This is a genomic window from Ruegeria sp. BE9, from assembly GCF_056538765.1.
This window is the reverse complement of record NZ_JBQFTS010000008.1, coordinates 101,161-119,524: the sequence shown is the minus strand read 5'-3', so window position 1 is coordinate 119,524 and position 18,364 is coordinate 101,161. Positions and strand designations below refer to the sequence as shown.

General features: G+C 55.9%; 20 protein-coding genes. 8 read left to right on the top strand and 12 right to left on the bottom strand.

Going from position 1 to position 18,364, the window contains the following annotated elements; all coding sequences use genetic code 11:
• Nucleotides 1–31: 31 nt before the first annotated feature.
• The gene (locus ACR0EO_RS18870; RefSeq protein ID WP_480692361.1) at nucleotides 32–442 is read left to right on the top strand and encodes a nuclear transport factor 2 family protein; all 411 of its coding nucleotides are present in this window, start codon (nucleotides 32–34) and stop codon (nucleotides 440–442) included.
• A 1-nt stretch (nucleotide 443) separates the two neighbouring features.
• A complete protein-coding gene (locus ACR0EO_RS18865) occupies nucleotides 444–1,148 on the top strand; it encodes an SGNH/GDSL hydrolase family protein (protein ID WP_480692360.1) in 705 nt (234 codons plus the stop codon).
• Here ACR0EO_RS18865 and rarD read toward each other — a convergent pair.
• The 8 genes from rarD to ACR0EO_RS18825 form a co-directional block, all read right to left on the bottom strand.
• Entirely contained in the window at nucleotides 1,139–2,044 is a 906-nt protein-coding gene (gene rarD, locus ACR0EO_RS18860) for an EamA family transporter RarD (protein ID WP_480692428.1), read from the bottom strand. The two genes, ACR0EO_RS18865 and rarD, sit on opposite strands and share 10 nt — an antisense overlap.
• Before the next feature lie 143 nt (nucleotides 2,045–2,187).
• Nucleotides 2,188–4,641 (bottom strand): GcvT family protein, encoded by a 2,454-nt coding sequence (locus tag ACR0EO_RS18855; protein WP_480692359.1) that lies wholly within the window; start codon nucleotides 4,639–4,641, stop codon nucleotides 2,188–2,190.
• Between the two features lie 89 nt (nucleotides 4,642–4,730).
• Nucleotides 4,731–5,705, bottom strand: a complete 975-nt coding sequence (locus ACR0EO_RS18850) for a GlxA family transcriptional regulator (protein WP_480692358.1) — start codon at nucleotides 5,703–5,705, stop codon at nucleotides 4,731–4,733.
• Between the two features lie 10 nt (nucleotides 5,706–5,715).
• Nucleotides 5,716–6,609, bottom strand: a complete 894-nt coding sequence (locus ACR0EO_RS18845) for a homocysteine S-methyltransferase family protein (RefSeq protein ID WP_480692357.1) — start codon at nucleotides 6,607–6,609, stop codon at nucleotides 5,716–5,718.
• Nucleotides 6,610–6,621: 12 nt separating this feature from the next.
• Nucleotides 6,622–7,674: a zinc-binding dehydrogenase gene (locus ACR0EO_RS18840; protein ID WP_480692356.1), complete on the bottom strand. Its 1,053-nt coding sequence runs from the start codon at nucleotides 7,672–7,674 to the stop codon at nucleotides 6,622–6,624.
• 2 nt (nucleotides 7,675–7,676) lie between these two features.
• Nucleotides 7,677–10,124, bottom strand: a complete 2,448-nt coding sequence (locus tag ACR0EO_RS18835; protein WP_480692355.1) for a GcvT family protein — start codon at nucleotides 10,122–10,124, stop codon at nucleotides 7,677–7,679.
• Nucleotides 10,125–10,139: 15 nt separating this feature from the next.
• Complete coding sequence (locus ACR0EO_RS18830) at nucleotides 10,140–10,520, bottom strand: GFA family protein (RefSeq protein ID WP_480692354.1); 381 nt, start codon at nucleotides 10,518–10,520, stop codon at nucleotides 10,140–10,142.
• Nucleotides 10,521–10,684: 164 nt separating this feature from the next.
• Entirely contained in the window at nucleotides 10,685–11,254 is a 570-nt protein-coding gene (locus ACR0EO_RS18825; protein WP_480692353.1) for a helix-turn-helix domain-containing protein, read from the bottom strand.
• A gap of 116 nt (nucleotides 11,255–11,370) precedes the next feature.
• Here ACR0EO_RS18825 and ACR0EO_RS18820 point away from each other — a divergent pair, with 116 nt between their 5' ends.
• Together ACR0EO_RS18820 and ACR0EO_RS18815 are read left to right on the top strand one after the other, a co-directional pair.
• The gene (locus tag ACR0EO_RS18820; protein WP_480692427.1) at nucleotides 11,371–11,646 is read left to right on the top strand and encodes a DUF1294 domain-containing protein; all 276 of its coding nucleotides are present in this window, start codon (nucleotides 11,371–11,373) and stop codon (nucleotides 11,644–11,646) included.
• A gap of 12 nt (nucleotides 11,647–11,658) precedes the next feature.
• Nucleotides 11,659–12,018, top strand: a complete 360-nt coding sequence (locus ACR0EO_RS18815; protein ID WP_480692352.1) for a hypothetical protein — start codon at nucleotides 11,659–11,661, stop codon at nucleotides 12,016–12,018.
• Here ACR0EO_RS18815 and ACR0EO_RS18810 read toward each other — a convergent pair.
• Nucleotides 12,015–12,467, bottom strand: coding sequence for a GAF domain-containing protein (locus ACR0EO_RS18810; RefSeq protein WP_480692351.1), 453 nt, complete (start codon nucleotides 12,465–12,467; stop codon nucleotides 12,015–12,017). The two genes, ACR0EO_RS18815 and ACR0EO_RS18810, sit on opposite strands and share 4 nt — an antisense overlap.
• 54 nt (nucleotides 12,468–12,521) lie before the next feature.
• On the bottom strand, nucleotides 12,522–13,694 hold the full coding sequence (locus ACR0EO_RS18805; protein ID WP_480692350.1) for a thiolase family protein: 1,173 nt from the start codon (nucleotides 13,692–13,694) through the stop codon (nucleotides 12,522–12,524).
• Between the two features lie 102 nt (nucleotides 13,695–13,796).
• On the opposite strand from ACR0EO_RS18805, the gene ACR0EO_RS18800 reads away from it, so the two are divergent.
• The 3 genes from ACR0EO_RS18800 to ACR0EO_RS18790 all read left to right on the top strand — a co-directional run bounded on the left by ACR0EO_RS18800 (nucleotide 13,797) and on the right by ACR0EO_RS18790 (nucleotide 16,399).
• Entirely contained in the window at nucleotides 13,797–14,135 is a 339-nt protein-coding gene (locus ACR0EO_RS18800; protein ID WP_480692349.1) for an STAS domain-containing protein, read from the top strand.
• 26 nt (nucleotides 14,136–14,161) lie between these two features.
• Complete coding sequence (locus ACR0EO_RS18795; RefSeq protein WP_480692348.1) at nucleotides 14,162–14,608, top strand: ATP-binding protein; 447 nt, start codon at nucleotides 14,162–14,164, stop codon at nucleotides 14,606–14,608.
• A 213-nt stretch (nucleotides 14,609–14,821) separates the two neighbouring features.
• Entirely contained in the window at nucleotides 14,822–16,399 is a 1,578-nt protein-coding gene (locus ACR0EO_RS18790) for a gamma-glutamyltransferase family protein (protein WP_480692347.1), read from the top strand.
• Nucleotides 16,400–16,424: 25 nt separating this feature from the next.
• Here the strand turns inward: ACR0EO_RS18790 and hspQ are convergent, their stop codons facing one another.
• On the bottom strand, nucleotides 16,425–16,751 hold the full coding sequence (gene hspQ / locus ACR0EO_RS18785; protein WP_475157572.1) for a heat shock protein HspQ: 327 nt from the start codon (nucleotides 16,749–16,751) through the stop codon (nucleotides 16,425–16,427).
• Between the two features lie 397 nt (nucleotides 16,752–17,148).
• Here hspQ and ACR0EO_RS18780 point away from each other — a divergent pair, with 397 nt between their 5' ends.
• Nucleotides 17,149–17,730 carry a transglycosylase SLT domain-containing protein gene (locus tag ACR0EO_RS18780; protein ID WP_480692346.1) on the top strand — a complete coding sequence of 194 codons (582 nt, stop codon included), beginning with the start codon at nucleotides 17,149–17,151 and terminating at the stop codon, nucleotides 17,728–17,730.
• A gap of 12 nt (nucleotides 17,731–17,742) precedes the next feature.
• On the opposite strand, the gene ACR0EO_RS18775 is transcribed toward ACR0EO_RS18780, so the two are convergent.
• Nucleotides 17,743–18,339, bottom strand: a complete 597-nt coding sequence (locus ACR0EO_RS18775) for a LolA family protein (protein ID WP_480692345.1) — start codon at nucleotides 18,337–18,339, stop codon at nucleotides 17,743–17,745.
• Nucleotides 18,340–18,364 lie beyond the last annotated feature (25 nt).

The following is an 18,364-nucleotide window of genomic DNA, read 5'->3' as shown; positions in this document are numbered from 1 at the left end:
CAACTCTGCCCTCAAAGCGGAAGGAGAAATCATGCACCCCACGATCGAACGCATGCAAGAGGTTGTCGCCAAAGGCGATGAGAGCCTGATTCACGAGTTGCTGGCCGAGGATGTGCGCTTTTCGCCGCCGACCTATTACAGCACGTGGACAGGCCGCGCCCCTGTTGCTGCTGTTTTGGGGCATGTCGGTCAGGTCTTTTCCGACTTCCGCTATCGCCGTGTAATGGGTGAGGGCAAAGACTGGGCGCTGGAATTCGAGTGCAAAGTCGGAGATCTGGACGCCGTAGGGGTCGATTTGATCACCTTGAACGACGAAGGGCTGATTCAGGAGTTCGAAGTCGTCATGCGCCCTTACAAAACCATCGGTGCATTGCGCGAAGCGATGATGGCTCGGGTCATGACCGACCCGCGATTCCTCGAATTCAAGAATGCGTTAAGCTGACATGCCCGTTGCCGCAGATCAGGTTTTGCGCGTCCCCCTGCTGCCAGTTCTGGCAGCCCAGGGCTTATCGGTTCGTCGCAAAGCACAATTGCTTCCTGAGCCTACGGGGCCCCGTCAAGGGCGCGAAGGGCGAGGCCCAAATTTGCGACTGCTGATAGCAGGCGACAGTTCGGCTGCCGGAGTCGGTGCTGGCACTCAGGCACAAGCCCTGTCAGGCTATCTGGTCGCCCAACTGGCAAAGCACTATGCGGTCGAATGGAGACTTGAGGCCACCACAGGGCACACGACCCAGGACACGATCGACCGGTTAAGCAAACTGGATGGCTCTTTTGACATGGCAGTGACAGCCCTTGGCGTAAATGACGTGACCCGAGGCGTGACCCAAAAGCAGTTCAAGCTGCGTCAGAAACAATTGCTGGATCTTTTGACCGGCTCATTGGGCATTCGACGCGTCGTCGTGACAGCCGTCCCACAGATGAACCGGTTTCCGGCGCTTCCGCACCCTTTGGCCTGGGTCTTGGGTCAACAGGCAGCACGTCTGGATCAAGGGTTGCAGCAGGTCATTGCGGACTACCCGCAGGGGCGTCACCTTTCGCTCAGCTTACCGGACGACCCCGCTTTGGCGGCACCTGACGGATACCATCCGAGTCCCAAAACCTACGCTATCTGGGCCAAAGAAGCTGCGCGACTGTTGCGTCAGGCCTGAGCCCTGATCTGCCGGATCATCGGAATGGAGTAGACAACCAAGGCGGCCCAAATCAGCGGGAAAGCTATCATTCGGCCTCGGTCGATCTGCTCACCAAACACCGTAATCGCCGTGATAAAGATCATTGTCGGCGCGATGTATTGCAAAATACCCATGGTCGACAGGCGCACCAACTTAGCCCCATTGGCATAGACCAACAGCGGTACGGCTGTGACGATCCCAGCCCCGGCCAGCAACATGGTATCCGTCACAGCCCCGCCGAAATGCCCTGTACCCTCGGCACCCAGCCAAGTCACATAAGCCAGCGCTGGGATCAAAAGGATCAACACCTCCAGCAAAAAACCCTGATTGGGACCAATCGGAAGCGAACGCTTGAAGAAGGCATAAAAACCCCAACTGACCATAAGGCCCAGTGCTGCCCAAGGCAGGCTTCCGGCCTGCAGCACCAGCACCAACACACCTGCAGCCGCCAATCCGACCGCGATCAGCTGAGTCTTGTTCAACGGCTCACGCAGCAGAATGGCGCCCAGCGCAATGCTAAAGAGCGGGTTGATGTAATATCCCAGCGCCGCGTCCAAAGCGTTCCCGCTAGCAATCGCCCAGACATAAATCGCCCAATTCACGGAAATCAGCGCAGCCGTTATACAAGCCATGCCCAACATCTTTGGATTTCGCAGCGCGGCCTTCAAATCCCGCGTCCGCCCCAACGCAATCAGCAACAACCCCGCCAAAGGCACGGACCAGATTATCCGGTGCGCCACAATCTCAACCGGCCCAATATGCGCCATCGCCTTCATGTAAAGCGGCAGGAACCCCCACAAAACATAGGCGGTCACGGCCAGTGCCAGCCCTTTTGGCGTGTCTGCGTTCTGAGGGGTTGTCGGTGCGTCTGCCATTGCTGGTCTCCGGCTGGTGTCGATCGTCTTTACGGCAAACCAGACCGGATTGGGAACTGCGAAAACTGTGAAGCGAGCCATCAGGATTTCTGATATGTCGCCCTAAAAACATGTCGGGGCGCTGCAGCGCCCCGACATTTTGGTTATACCTTAACCCGTTCGGATTTCGGATCGTACATAGGTTTGAGAGACGCTTCCGCCTTCACCTTCACGCCGCACACATCGATCTCGTAGGTCGATGCCAGCACATCGGCGGCTTTTTCACCCTCGCAAGGAACATAACCCAGACCGATTGCTCCACCCAGCGTGTGACCGTAATTACCCGAGCTCAGATACCCCACATATTCACCATCACGGATAATCGGCTCATTGTGGAAAAGAAGCGGTTCAGCGTCAGTTAGTTTGAACTGCACCAAGCGGTTCTTGGGCCCGCTCTCTTTGCGCGCGATCACGGCTTCGCGACCGATAAAGTCACTGCCTTTGTCCACCTTGACCGCAAACCCAAGGCCCGCATCAACAACATGATCTTCGCAGGTGATGTCGTGACCGAAATGGCGGAAGCCTTTTTCAATCCGGCAACTGTCCATCATGTGCATGCCACACAGTTTCAGCCCCATGTCTTGCCCTGCCTCGTGCAGAGTTTCGAACGCATGGCCAGCCATGTCCGACGAAACATAGATTTCCCATCCAAGCTCACCGACGTAAGTCACACGGTGCGCACGCGCGAGGCCCATACCGATCTCGATCTCTTGCGCCGTGCCAAACGGGTTGGTCGCGTTCGAGAAGTCGTTAGGAGAGACTTTCTCAAGCAGCGCACGCGCATTCGGGCCCATGACGGCCAGAACACCTTCACCCGCGGTCACGTCAGTGATGACAACGTTGAAGTTACCGGCATGGCGCATCATCCAGCTCTGGTCTGCCAGACGCGTCGCCGCCGGCGTCACCACCAAATAAGAGGTTTCGGTCAGGCGGGTCACAGTGACGTCTGACTCGATACCTCCAGTGCGGTTCAGGAACTGAGTATAAACGATTTTCCCGTTCGGAACCGAATAGTCGCCGCCGCCGATATAGTTCATGAACTTCTCGGCATCCGGGCCTTCGACGCGGATCTTGCCGAAGGATGACATATCGTACATGCCAACATTTTCACGGACCGCACGGTGTTCAGCCGCCGAATTCTCGAACCAGTTTTGACGCTTCCAGCTATACTGGTATTCGCGCTCCTGCCCTTCGTTGGCAAACCAGTTGGCGCGCTCCCAACCGGCGATCTCGCCCATGACCGCGCCCTGCTCAAGCAGGTGATGGTGGAATGGCGTGCGACGGACACCACGTGCGGTCGCTTTCTGCCGATAGGGGAAATGGTCAGCATACAGCAGGCCCAGAGTCTCTTTCGAGCGTTCGAACAAGTATTTTTTGTTACCCTGGAACGGCTGCATCCGGCTGATGTCCACATCGCCAAGATCAAACGGCTTTTCTCCGGAATCCATCCATTCAGCCAACGCCATACCCGCGCCGCCAGCGGACTGGATACCGATCGAGTTGAAACCAGCCGCGACCCACACGTTGTCCATCTCAGGCGCCAGACCCAGATGGTAGGCATCATCGGGCGTGAAGGATTCCGGGCCGTTGAAGAATGTATGAATCCCGGCCTCAGCCAGCATCGGCATCCGATTACAAGCCGCTTCGAGGATCGGCTCAAAGTGGTCAAAATCCTCGGGCAACTGGTCAAACTCAAAGCTGTCCGGAATACCGTCCATAGCCCAAGGTTTGGCATTCGGCTCGAATGCACCCAGCAGGATTTTACCTGCATCTTCCTTGTAATATGCGCATTCGTCCGGAACACGCAGAACCGGCAACTGGGTCAAGCCGTCGATGCCTTCGGTCACGATGTAGAAGTGCTCACAAGCGTGTAGCGGAACGTTCGTGCCCGTCATGCGGCCGACTTCGTGACCCCACATACCGGCACAGTTCACCACCATGTCGCATTCGATATGACCAGAAGCGCTGCCGTCGTCCGCGACCCAGTCAACTCCGGTCACTGTGCGCCCTTGCTTGACGACTTCGGTGACTTTCACGCGTTCTTTGACAATGCCGCCACGCTGACGTGCGCCTTTGGCCAAGGCCAGAGCAATGTTTGCCGGATCGCCCTGCCCATCCAGCGGCAGGTAAACAGCGCCTTTGACGTCTTCGATATTCAAATGCGGATACAGCTCCGAGACACGCTCGTTCGAGATTTCTTCAACTTCGACACCAAAAGCGCGCGCCATCGCAGCCTGGCGATAAATCTCTTCTTTACGCTCTTCGGTTAGCGCAACGGTGATCGAGCCGCAGCGCTTGAACCCGGTGGCAACACCCGTTTCTTCTTCCAGCGAGCCATAGAGTTCTTGGCTGTACTTCGCCAGCTTGGTCATATTGGCCGTTGCACGCAGTTGAGCAATCAGGCCCGCAGCATGCCATGTGGTGCCGCTGGTCAACTGCTTGCGTTCAAGCAGAACAACGTCGTTCCAGCCTTTCTTGGTCAGGTGATAAGCGACCGAGCATCCGATAACGCCGCCGCCGATAATGACCACTCGGGCCTTGCTGGGAAGATCAACCATCCTGAAATCTCCACTGTGTCAGGTTTTCGCGAAAATGCCACAAAAGATCGACAATAAATGCACGAAAAGCGTCACTCTATTGGCGATTTTCACCGATGTGACGCGGCCCGCTTTTGCCGTCTCAGAACAAAGGGGGTCATCCCGAAAAAGCTCTTGTAGACCGAGGAAAACCCGTTGGGAAAACCGCAGGCCAGACCGATTTCACGAACGCTCATAGTAGTGTTCAACAGCAGGTTATTGGCTTTGGCCAGCCGCATCTCGCGGTAAAACCCGTTTGGTGTTGTGCCAAAAAAGGTTTTGAACTTGCGCTCTAGCGACCGGTTCGAAAGGTGCAGCTCTTCAACAATCTGCTGAATAGGAAGGGGATCTTCGATATTCGCCTGCATCAACTTGATACATTGATCCAGCTTAGCATCCCCTGTGGCTGTCAGGCGCGTTCCAGAGAACGGCTGCATCGAAGAGAAATCCCGGATGTTTTCGTGCAGCATGATATCGGCGACCGTCATTTTGGCCGGCCCCGATATATGACGCCCTATCACCTCAAGCGCGACATCCGTTGTTGCCCCCATCCCCGCGCACGTTACAACCGAGCCCTGCTCAGTGGCGATCGACAGTTTAGCTTCGAATCGCGCGCCCCGTTCTCGCAAGAACGAAGCGTTCTCCCAGTGGGTCGCCATATCGTCTGTACCTTGTTCGTCGATGTACCGACTGGCGGCCTCTGCCAGCAAAAAGACCTGCGCACCCCGGAACGTATAATCCGCCACGACTCGCCCAAGTGACAGATCGGGATGATCAGGGTCAGAATTGCCAACAATGAACAAGTAGTCCGCTTTAGGGTTCGTCTGGATTCGCTCGGTCTGAACCGTTGCATCACTCCTGCTGGCAACAGCCCCACCCTTTAGCGAACGATAAGTGTACGTGAACGGAGGATGCGGACACACCCGGTTGGCCAGCCGCAGCACTTCGACCAAAGATGCCAGTTCCAACAGCACATAGCCGGGTGCAACGATAATATCGAAGTGGTGCTGTGTCTTATCGGGTGAGGTGTCAGAGGATACAGGCATTTTCCTTGGCTCAGGTAATTCTATGACCAGCGGCACGCAGCCGGTTAGCCAGAGCTTCTATGTGATCCGGGCCGACCTCGCAGCACCCGCCGACAATCGTCGCACCCTGCTCTACCCATGCCATAGCATGGTCCGCATAAGCCTCGGGCCCGAGGTCGTGACGTTGTTCCAATGCATCAACAGTTGGTGCATCTTCCAGAAAACCCTGAGTGATGCCGGTAAAACCATTGGCATAGGCACCATACGGACGCCCCATTTGGGCAAGGATTTCTAACGCGGCCGGAACAACCTCGGGTCGGGTGCAATTGATAAGCACAGCGTCGGGGTTAAACCGGTCTACCACCTCAGCGATATCGGACAACGGCTCGCCCGACCGTAAACGTGTTCCATCCTCATCCTGCACTGACAATGCCAGCCAGACTGGTTTACCACACTCGGATGTACCGAGTAGCGCGCCTTCGGCTTCTTGCAGCGAAGATACGGTTTCAATCAAAAACAAGTCGACGCGATCTGCCATCAACTCTACCAGTTCAGCAAACTTACCAGCAGCATCCTGAACATCGGGCTTCAGATCAGGGCGATAGGTCGCCAACAACGGGCCCAATGCCCCTGCGATACGTCCGCCCGTCGCAGGCCTTGCTCGTTCAGCCTGCGTGAGCGCTGCGTCGATTAGAGTGGGCAGCTGGTCTTCCATCTCGACGCGTTCCAGTCGCGAACGATGCACAGCATAGGTGTTTGTCGTGGCAACCGTTGCGCCTCGACTGAAGTAATCGGCATGAACGTCCCCAACAAGATCGGGGTGATCGATCATAACGCGCGTCGACCACAAAGGTGTCGGCTTGTCACCGCTACGTTTTACAAGCTCTTGCCCGATCGAGCCATCCAGAAGGGTTATATCCGCCATGCTCCAGTCTCCTCAGGGAATCAGAACGAGTTTTCCCGGATATACTTTGGATTGGAAATCCTGCTGAGCAATCGCAATGTCTTTTAAAGGGTAGGTTTTGGAAACCAACGGTTTGATCCGCCCCGCATTCATAAGCTCAACAAGCCGCCCGAAAACCTCGAAGGCCTGATGCGTACAGCCGTGAATGGTTATGTCCCGCAGATAGATGTCACGCAGGTCTGCTTCGACAATTGGGCCCGCAATTGCTCCTGAGACAGCATAATGCCCTCCGGGCTTCAGGGATAGAATCAAACCGGACCACGCCGGGCCGCCCACAACGTCGATCACCACGTCGAACGTATCCACCGGAAGAGGAGCGTTTCGATCGAAGGTGCCGACAGCACCCTGCCCCATGACCACTTCGGCTTTGGCTGTGCTGGTAACGCCCCAAACCGTAGCACCTCGTAATGAGGCAAGCTGAACCGCAGCAAGGCCAACGCCTCCGGAAGCGCCGGTAATCAAAACCTTTTGCCCAGAAGTGACACCTGCGCGGGTCAACAGGTTTTCAGCAGTGCCAAAGGCACAAGGAATGGCTGCAATCTCAACCTCGGAAAGGGGCGATGCAGAAACGTCGTATAGGTCGCCCGCCTCTACCAAGCAGTACTGTGCAAAAGCACCGTCGATTTCCGACCCCAAAGCAATGAACCCCGTTGGCTTGCCTGGGCGCGGACGCGGCAGGTTGATCGGACATGTCACCCGTTGGCCGGGTTTGAACCCTGCCCCCGGGGCAGCGGCTTCGACGATGCCGCATAGATCACCGCCTTGAATGCGCGGGAATTGCAACGCGCCGCCCCAGCCCCCTGATTCAACGTCCTGATCCACAGTATCCGTGGCGCCAGTCACATCCGAGGAATACCAGCCGACGCGCGTGTTGATGTCAGTGTTGTTAACCCCTGCGGCCGCAACCCCGACCAGCACTTGTCCGGGGCCGGGGACCGGCACCGGAATGTCTTCGCGCCACTCCAGCGTTTCTGGCCCGCCGTGGCGGGTCAGATAAACGCCGTTCATAGTGCGTGGCGTGGCCATGATCAGGCCCGCAGACGCTCGTTCGCAGGATCCCAGAGAGGCTGGTCTTCCTGCACTACAGCACGGTATTTTTGGCCGTAGATTTCAACCTCAAGCTCGGCCCCCGGGTTGGCGACCTCGGCCTTGACCATGCCCAACGCGATGGACTTGCCAACGCGGTAGCCCCACGCGCCCGATGTGGTTTCACCCACGATCTCACCGTTCTGAGTGATGCAGGACATGTAAGGTGCGTCGCAGTCATCGGCTTCGACGACCAAGGTCACAAAGGACTTCTTCACGCCTTGCTGCTTTTCATTCTGAATTGCAGCCTTACCTGGGAAGTTCTGCGGTTTGTCCAACTTAACGAAACGCTCCAGTCCGCCTTCGAGCAGCGAATAGTCGGTCGACAGATCGCCCTTCCAGGTGCGGTAACCCTTTTCGATCCGCAGCGAGTTCAGCGCATACATACCGAACGGCGTTGCGCCTGCATCGAGGATCGCCCCGTAGATGGCCGGCATGTCTTCGTTCAAGGCATGCACCTCCCAACCCAGTTCACCCGCGAAAGAAACGCGGATCAGGAAGGCCGGTTTGCCAGCAACAGTCGCCGCCTGATGGGTCAGCCAACCTGTGGTCAGGTCCGCATCGCTCAGACCCGACAGGATCTCACGCGATTTCGGGCCGGTCACGATCAGCGTGTCGCGAGTCGTTGTGACATCCTCGACCGAAACGCCCGCAGGCATCGCGTTCGTCAGGATATCGCGGTCATGCCACTGAGCGGTGGCGGCGGTGATCATCATGAACTCATCCTCGCCCAGACGGACGCAGGACATCTCGGTCAGAATGCGACCGCGGTCGTCCGAAATATAGACGAGGTTGATGCGGCCAATCTTGGGCAGGCCACCGGTGATCAAGCCACGCAGGGCCTCGGCTGCGCCTTCACCCTTGACCATAAAGCGCGAGAAGCCCGGCAGGTCGAGCACGCCGCAATGGTCGCGGACGGCTTCACATTCTTCTTTGATGCGCTGTTCCCATGGACCAGAACGACCCCATGTGTGGGTTGCCTCAAGCGAAGTATCGTCACCCGGTTTCGCGAACCAGTTGGCACGTTCCCAACCGTTATACGCCCCCATGACACCGCCCAGTTCCTTGATCTTGGCATGAACCGGCGACAACTTCTTGTCGCGCGCAGCAGGCCATTCGTGGTGCGGGAAGTGCATGGCGTACTCGTTGCCGTAGACTTCCATACCTTTCTGGTTGCAGTAATCCTGATCGGTGTAGTCGGTGTAACGGCGCGGATCGACTGCCCACATATCCCATTCGGTGTGACCATCGACGATCCATTCGGCCAGAACCTTGCCGGCGCCACCACCCTGCGCGATGCCGAAGGTAAAGCTGTGGGCCTCGAACGCGTTTGAAACACCCGGCATCGGGCCGATTAGCGGCAAACCATCGGGCGCGTAAGGGATCGGGCCGTTGATCACACGGCCAACGCCAGATGTTGCCATCAGTGGCACCCGCTCCATCGCGTCGGTAATGATGTCTTCGATGCGGTCCAGATCGTCATTCCAGAGCTGGAACGAGAAATCCTCGGGCATCGGATCATCTTCGGTCATCCACTCGCCCTTACAGTTGGGCTCATACGGACCAAGGTTAAAGCCGTTCTTCTCCTGACGCAGATAGTAAGAGATATCCACATCGCGCAGCAGAGGCAGCTTGCCACCATTTTCTTTCGACCATGCCTCAACCTCAGGGACTTCGTCGGTCAACAGGTATTGGTGGCTCATGACCATTGCAGGCACGGTACGGCCGCCATAAGGCTTGAACATCTCGCCCACACGCTGCGCATAGTAACCGGCAGCGTTCACGACGTAGTCACAGGCAATGTCACCCTTTTCGGTGTGAACGGTCCAGGTGCCATCGTCATGCTGGGTCACGTCGGTGGCCGGGCAGAAACGGATGATCTTCTGACCCAAGTCACGCGCGCCTTTTGCAAAGGCCTGTGTCAACTGCGCCGGGTCAATGTCTCCGTCGGTCGGGTCGTACAGAACGCCTTCCAGGTCATGCGTTTCCAGGAACGGATAACGCTCTTTCGCCTGTTCGGGGGTCCACATTTCCATCGGGATGCCTTGGTACAGACCCATCGACATGGCGCGTTCGAATTCCTGCATCCGCTCTTTGCTGTGCGCCAGACGGATCGAACCCGAAACATGGTAGTTCATCGGGTAATCAACTTCTTCGGCCAGACGCGAATACAGCTCGGTCGAATAGCGCTGCATGTTCATGATCGCCCACGAGGTCGAGAAGGTCGGCACGTTGCCCGCCGCGTGCCATGTGGAACCTGCGGTCAGTTCGTTCTTTTCCAGCAGAACGCAATCCGTCCAGCCCTTTTTTGCCAGATGGTACAGGGACGAACAGCCAACGACGCCGCCGCCGATGATGACCACACGGGCCTTGGTTGGAAAATCACTCATCTGTTTTGATCCTTATTACTGTGCCTCTTGAGGCAGATCGTCTGTGATGTCGTAGTAATCGCCCTTGTCAGCCACAAAGATGTGGCGGGCGAGGTTTAGTCCGGTAGGCGCATCCAGCGCCCCCATGGAAATCGAAATCGTGTCCTCGTCATTGTGCTGCCAGAACAGAAAAGACCCACACGCCGAGCAAAACCCGCGTTTGGCAATGTCCGAAGCGCGATACCAACTCAGCGTGTCGCTGGCAGCAAAACTGAGGTTGTCCTGATGCGTTGAGGTTGACGCCCAGACGTGACCCGATTGCTTTCGGCACTGACCACAATGACAGGACGAGGGAGGCGACAATTCCCCATCAATCGAAAACGAAACGCTGCCGCAAAGGCACGAACCGGTATGCATGTGACTATCCCCTTGCTGTTGGCGCGCTGCGGATAATCGGCAACACGACTTGAGGAATAAAACAGACCGACATCAAACGATGGGCCTTGTTATTGAACGCCGTATTGGCGCGGATACGCAGTTTGCTTGGAACACCCCGACAATACCCCACCTCACGATTCCCATCAGTACACCGGCGGAGCGATGACCCAGATGGCCACGGCTGGTTGGTCATAAGGGTTGGCCCACTGATAAACCTCGTTCTTGATGCGAAAACTGTCTCCGGGTCCGATCGAGAAGTGGCGCCCCCCAATCGTCAACTCCAGACGGCCGGACACCAGGTAACCGACCTCTTGCGTGGGACGGTCCGCTGGCGTCTGCATCTTTGAATGCGGCTCGAAGGTCGAATGCACCATTTCGAAATCATCGGTCAGATCGGGTGAGAGCAGCTCTTCGATCAGACCTTCCTCGCCAGACCCCATCGGACGACGCGAGCCAGCGCGCACGACGTAGCCTTGCTCTTCGACCGGCGCGGCAGAATGGGCAAACAGCATCGACATCGGCACACCCAGACATTGTGCAATCTGCCGCAAATCTGAGATCGAAGGCTCGGACATATCCCGCTCGACCTGACTGAGCCATCCGACGGACCGGTTCAGCTTTTCTGCAATCTCGGTCAGCGTCATGCCACGCACTTTGCGCAAAGCACGCAGATCCGCTCCAAGCGTCGCGCTCTGTCGGGCATGAGTGTTCAAAGGCAGCTCCGATTCTTGTGAAATTTTCTCCCTGTTTTTCACGATGAGCCATTTTGGTGAAATTTCCAAGTATTTTTTCATTTGATGTCACCGGCCCGTGTAGCTATCCGTCTGGGATGTGGTTTGCTGTGATTTACGTATGGGCAATCAACGTCCTGACTCTGCTGGCTTTTGGCTGGGACAAATTGCGTGCGCGGCGCCGAAAGGGGCGTATCCCAGAGCGCAAATTACTTTGGCTCGCAGCCTTAGGCGGCAGCCCCGGTGCGGTAGTCGGGCGGTGGATATTCAAACACAAAACCCGCAAACGCGGGTTTTCAATGTGGCTGTTCTGCATTGTGAGCCTTCAGCTTGCCTGCGGCTTTTTTCTTATGCAGTTTGCTCAGGCCAATTGATTGGGAAAATCGATGGACCTTGCATTGCAATCGATCAAGTACATGCTTTGGCTGCAAGGTATGATCATCGTCGGGACCATGGGAATTGCCATAGGTTTCAACGAACCCGAAGCCGTCACAGTTTCCCTTTGGATCGGAATCGGCATTTTAATCTTGCTGGCTTTTCGGGCTGGGCTTCGGCAAGAAAAGCGGTGGGTTGCTCTGCTATTTGCCGCTTACTGCACGTTTGATCTGTTTGGTGCGATTTCTGGCGGCATATCGCTCGGGAACGCCATCAACTTGATCGACGGAGTATTGTCGTTCGTTGCCATTTGCGGCGTCATCATCTGGCTTCGCAAGAGGAGCATCGCCACCTCAGGATCACAGGCCTAACGCGCAAAAACCCGCGTAAGAATTTTGGACAATTGATCGGCGTCGTCTTCATTGAACGCATCGGGTTGATCACTATCGATATCGAATACAGCGATGACTTCGCCTGATGTATTGCGCACTGGCAGAACCAATTCGGAACGTGTGGAAGAGGCGCATGCGATATGGCCGGGGAAAGCCTCCACATCCGGCACAATCTGCACCTCACCGGTTCGCGCCGCGGCGCCGCAGACGCCGCGAGCAAATGGTATAACAAGACACCCGTGACCACCCTGATACGGGCCGATCTTCAACACTTCGGGTTCTGTCACGCGATAAAACCCGGTCCAGTCAAAGCGATCGTCGGAATGATGCACTTCGCACGCCACGGTGGCCATCAAGGCAACCTCGTCGGTTTCACCTTCGGTCAACGCGGCAATGGTTTTCGCAAGTGTGTCGTAATCGGTCGTCATCGTGATCTTCTCAGGCAAAAGTCGGACACGGAGTATTCGGAAAACGATGAGGCGTCAAACGCGCTCAATTGCAATCGCCGTACCCTCGCCGCCTCCGATACAAATAGCAGCAACACCGCGTTTTAGGTTCTGCTTTTCCAAGGCATTCAACAACGTGACCATGATACGCGCACCCGAAGCTCCGATCGGGTGACCCAGCGCGCAGGCACCACCATTCACGTTCACCTTGTCCCGGGGCAAACCCATCTCGTGCATGAAGGCCATCGGAACAACGGCAAAAGCCTCATTAACCTCCCACAGGTCCACATCATCTTTGGACCAACCAATAGCACTCAGCAGTTTTTGCGCCGCCGGAACCGGAGCGGTGGTAAAGAGCCCGGGTGCTTGGGCGTGGCTAGCATGACCAACAATGCGGGCGCGCACCGTCAGGCCCTGTGCTGCGGCAGTTTCAGCGGAAGACAGCACCAAAGCCGCCGCGCCATCCGAAATCGAAGAGGAGTTGGCCGCGGTTACCGTACCGTCCTTGCGGAACGCAGGTTTCAGCGTCGGGATTTTGTCAGGCCGTGCAGATTTGGGTTGCTCGTCCTCGGCAAAGGTAACCTCGCCTTTTCGGGTTTTGGTGGTGACCGGCGTAATTTCACCGTCGAAGGCCCCGCTTTCTTGCGCAGACAGGGCATTGGACAGAGATTGCAACGCGTACTCGTCCTGCGCCTCGCGCGTGAATTGATAGGACTCGGCACAATCTTCGGCGAATGTTCCCATCAGGCGGCCCTTATCATAGGCATCTTCGAGTCCGTCCAGAAACATGTGGTCGACAACCTGACCATGACCAATGCGGGCACCCCCTCGCATCTTTGGCAACAGGTACGGAGCATTTGTCATGCTCTCCATCCCACCGGCCACCATGATTTCAGCATGACCCAGCGCGATCTGATCAAAGGCCATCATGGCGGCTTTCATGCCCGATCCGCACATTTTGTTTAGCGTCGTCGCGGGAACTTCCTCGCCCAGACCAGCTGCGAACCCAGCCTGCCGTGCGGGCGCCTGGCCTTGCCCGGCGGGTAGAACACAGCCCATAAGCACCTCATCAACTGTTTCGGCTCCGGCGCCCTGCAACGCAGCACGGATTGCCGCACCGCCCAGTTCAGCTGCGGCTATTCCATCGAACATTCCCTGAAACCCACCCATAGGGGTACGCGCGGCACCTGCAATAACGACCTGTCTCATGTGGGTGCTCCTCCTGTTTTCCCACCCGATGGATACCGAATGGTAAGAAATGCCGTCTAGCGTATTTCTACCAGAGTTTTTCAGATTAAAGGACCGTCGTGCATGGCCCTGACTAGTACAACAACCGATGCAACACAGATCATAAAGGTCCATTCAGACCGGATTGATGCCGCCATGGCTATCCAATTCAAGGAAGATATGCGCCAAGAAGCCAAGGAAGGCCCGACCCGGGTAATCCTGGACCTGACCGGAGTCGAATTTATCGATTCCAGCGGACTGGGGGCCATCGTCGCGTCGATGAAGCAGCTTGGGAACGAGCGCAAACTTGATTTGGCTGGCTTACATCCATTCGTGGAAAAGGTGTTTCGCCTGACCCGCATGGATACGGTCTTTAAATTGTATCCCACACTGGATGATGCTCTGGCTGCATCCGCAGACTGATGCCCTTGTTTCTTTGAGTAGGCGCGATGTCCAAGTGTAACGGCAACTGTTTGGATCTGAGCTTTGCAGCAACCGAGTCCGAGGCCAGCAAGGGTATCGCTAGACTCAGCAAATGTCTGGCAACACAAGGTCTGCCGGCCCATAAAGCCAGCGATGTAAAAATTGCTTTGGCCGAAGCAATCAACAATGTGGTTGAACACGCTTACACAGGTGTCACGCCCGCCCGAATAAAAATCAGGTGTCGTTTACACAGAAACTGGCTGGATATTCTGATTGCCGACACAGGACATCCCCTGCCCGGACTATGCGTACCGGAGGGCATACCAGCACCTCTTGGGTCTTCAGTTGACGAACTGCCCGAAGGTGGATTCGGCTGGTTTCTGATTCATGAACTCACCAACGAAATCCGCTATCAGCGGATCGACGGCTGCAACAGGCTCACTCTGCGCTTTGACTTCCCGGCAACCACATAGTGGCATGAAAAGGTCACAATAAGGCCTATTTCGAACCACCCTAACGCCGCAAACAAAGGGCAAAAGGTTAACTGTAGCTCAGATAGCTTCCCTCGGCGCCACGTATCACAGCCCCCACCCAGTGAACGGCGCCGAGGAACTTCTCCCTGATGTGACTGGACAACCTTGGACCGCACGATAGTTTCGTCGCGTTCAACAAGGGAGAGCAGCGTAATGCGGGATTTTCACACTCCGGGCCGATCTGAAGTTCTGGCAACGGAAGGCATGTGCGCGACGTCTCACCCGTTGGCCGCCAAAGTGGCCGTGAATATTTTGGAGCAAGGCGGCAACGCTATGGATGCCGCTATCGCAGGGGCAGTGCTTCTTGGTATCTGCGAGCCACAGATGACCGGTTTGGGCGGAGATTGCTTTGTCCTGTACAACCGAGCTGGCGAAGATCAGATCCGAGCCCTGAACGGCTCGGGTCGTGCACCCGCTGCGGCAGATGCGGGAAGCTTGCGCGCAAAGGGGCTGACAGCAGTTCCCCTGAACACCGCCGAAGCAGTGACTGTCCCCGGCGCAGTCGACGCGTTCTGCCATCTTGCTGAAACCGAGGGCAAGCTGGGTTTGGACGCCATATTGCAGCCTGCCATTCACTACGCTGAAACTGGCGTGCCGGTTGCGGCCAGAGTGGCATTTGACTGGAAACCCGGTGCTGCAACGCTTCAGGGCGCCGCCCGCGCGCATTACCTGATAAACGGGCAAGCGCCATCGGTTGGACAAGTGTTCCGATCGCCCGGCCAGGCAGAAGTTTTGCGACGGATCGCCAAGACGGGGCGGGATGCGTTTTATTCAGGTGAAATCGCAGAGGATATGATCGCAACCCTCACCCAGGCCGGAGGCGTTCATACGATCCAAGACTTCGAGGGTACGAAGTGCACCAATACTAAACCAATGAGCGGCCCTTATGGGAACCTCGAACTCGTTGAGCATCCACCGAATGGACAAGGTGCAACCGCCATTCTTTTGCTGAATATCCTCAAGAACTTTGACCTCACCCGAATGGATCCTTTCGGCGTTGAACGCATCCATATTGAGGCCGAAGCGTCGAAACTAGCCTACGACGCTCGAAACCGCTTCATCGCCGACCCAGACAGCACCACCCACGCTGACCGTTTTCTGGATCAGGACATTGCCAACAGACTGGCTGCCTTGATCGATCCTAAACGCGCGATACCTGCTGCAGCGCCCCTGACCGAAGCGGTACACAAGGATACTGTTTATATCACCGTTGTAGACCGCGATAGGATGGCTGTTTCCCTGATCTATTCGATCTTTCACAGCTTCGGATCTGGCCTTGCATCCGAAAAATTCGGCATTCTACTCCAAAACCGAGGGTCAGGCTTTACCCTTCAAGCCGGTCATCCAAACGAATTAGGTGGCGGCAAGCGCCCAATGCACACCATTATCCCAGGGATGCTGAAGCAGGATGGTCGAATTACAACGCCTTTCGGCGTTATGGGAGGAGCATTTCAACCCACCGGCCACGCTCGATTTGTGTCCAACCTGACTGATCACGGAATGGGTCTGCAGGCCAGCATAGACGCCCCTCGCGCCTTTGCAGACAATAGTGTTTTGAAACTCGAACGCGGAATTTCGCCCGAAATTGCTCAACAATTAATCGAAATGGGGCACACAGTAGAGATTCCAGAAACACCCCTTGGTGGCGCACAAGCAATACGAATCTGTCAAAATGGCACTCTGAAAGGTGCAAGTGATCCCCGAAAAGACGGTTGTGCCCTAGGGTATTAACCCGTGTTCAACATGGTCTGATCGGTCAGTTCAAATGGAAATGAAGGGGATAGGCGCCATTTTCAAACGGGCCAAACATGTCGGGAATATCCGGGTGCTCTACGGGCTCACCGGATTGGTCCGCAACTAGATTTTGTTCTGAAACATAAGCCACATAGAAGGACTGGTCGTTCTCGGCCAGCAGATGATAAAACGGCTGATCTTTGATTGGACGACTGTCCTCAGGGATCGCTTGATACCATTCTTCTGTGTTGGAAAATTCGGGATCCACGTCAAAAATCACCCCTCGGAAGGGATGCTTTTTGTGGCGGACCACTTGGCCCAACCTATACTTGGCTTGTGTCTTCAGCATTACGTCTGCCCCCACAGTTCTTAGTACCCCTTTCAGGCTCAAAATGCCAATGATTGATCTGAAATTAAGGGAAACAGTCTGTGAACTGCTTGCTAACAGTGCGAAAAAAGAGTTCCGCTAACTGTTTATTGAGCAGAGTGCTTTTTCACGAGTTCAGCTATAGCGCGATCGCTTTGGTCGCCTCGTATTTTTACACGATTGTACACCGATCTGCGTGACTGTTTTGTTTAAATTAACTGGCCCAAATTAATCCGAAAGGCTGATTGCTGAGAAGGTTCAGGCTGTGATGGCGTTGATTAGCGACACACTACCTCTAATTCTAACTATTGTTCCGTAGCGATTGTGATTTCCTAAAACGTCAAACTGCGTTAGAATAAAGAAAAAAGGCACGAGGCACATGAGCAGAATTCTTATCGTACTCTTCGGGGTGCTGCTTTTGGCATCCTGTGGAGGTGGCTCCAAACAGCCGCCTTCAAGATTGAATGACGCGTGCAGCATTGCGCGCGAACGTCCCGACTTTATCAAAGCGTTCAAGAGCACCGAACGGAAGTGGGGCGTACCGGTTCACGTCCAAATGGCGACGATTTATCAGGAAAGCCGTTATAAGCATGACGCCCGGACACCGCACAAATACGTACTGGGCGTGATCCCGATGGGTCGCCAAAGCAGCGCTTACGGTTTCAGCCAGGCGTTGGATGGCACTTGGGAAGAATACCAACGTGAAACCGGCAAACGTCGCGCTAAGCGAGACCGTATCCGCGACGCATCCGACTTTATTGGCTGGTACATGAACAAAAGCTATGAGCGGAACGGCATCCATCCTACGGACACGCGTAACCAGTATCTAGCCTATCACGAAGGCCATACCGGGTACTCACGCGGAAGCCACTATGGGAAAGCTTGGTTGCTGAATGTCGCGAACGATGTGGACGCTCGCGCCAATCTTTATCAAGCGCAACTGTCTGGTTGCCGTTACTAAACGGTACGCGGGTCAGCGATTGCCTGACCCGCTTCTCGTTGACTTCGAGAACAGATCCCGGCTCAGGCTCGACCCAGTGTTCAGCTGCCCCAGCAGCACGGTTGTTTGGGTGCCTGCATTGTCATGAATTACCCATTTACGCAGCTCAATCGGGTTGTCGGTGAACATCAGTTCAATCCGGCCGGATTCGGGGTTTTTAGGGTCCTGTGCCGTAACCACAGTGGCGGTGCCGTCAAAGTCATGAGCCACGACCATATTCGCCTGTCCCAGATTGACATTGCGCGCCAATACCAATGACAGAGGCGTACGCTTCAGCGGGTATTGCTCGGGCGGCTGGTTCGACTTCGGGTCAAAGATTTGCACAGTGCCCGAGTTGGCCAGAACAACGGCGCTGCTGGGCGGATCATATTCGAACCGCATTTTACCCGGCCGCTGCATCCACAGCTTACCGGTGCTCAGCGAGCCATCGTCATTAACCTGAGTGAATGTTGTCTGAACGGTCTTCAAGCCGTTCAGATAGTTGGAAATCTGCGAAAGCGGCAGTTTATCAGCTGCCCAGGCAGCCGGAGCAACCAGGGTCAGGGCAAGGGCAAAAGCAATCTGTTTCATGCCTCACAGATATGCGCTCTGCCCT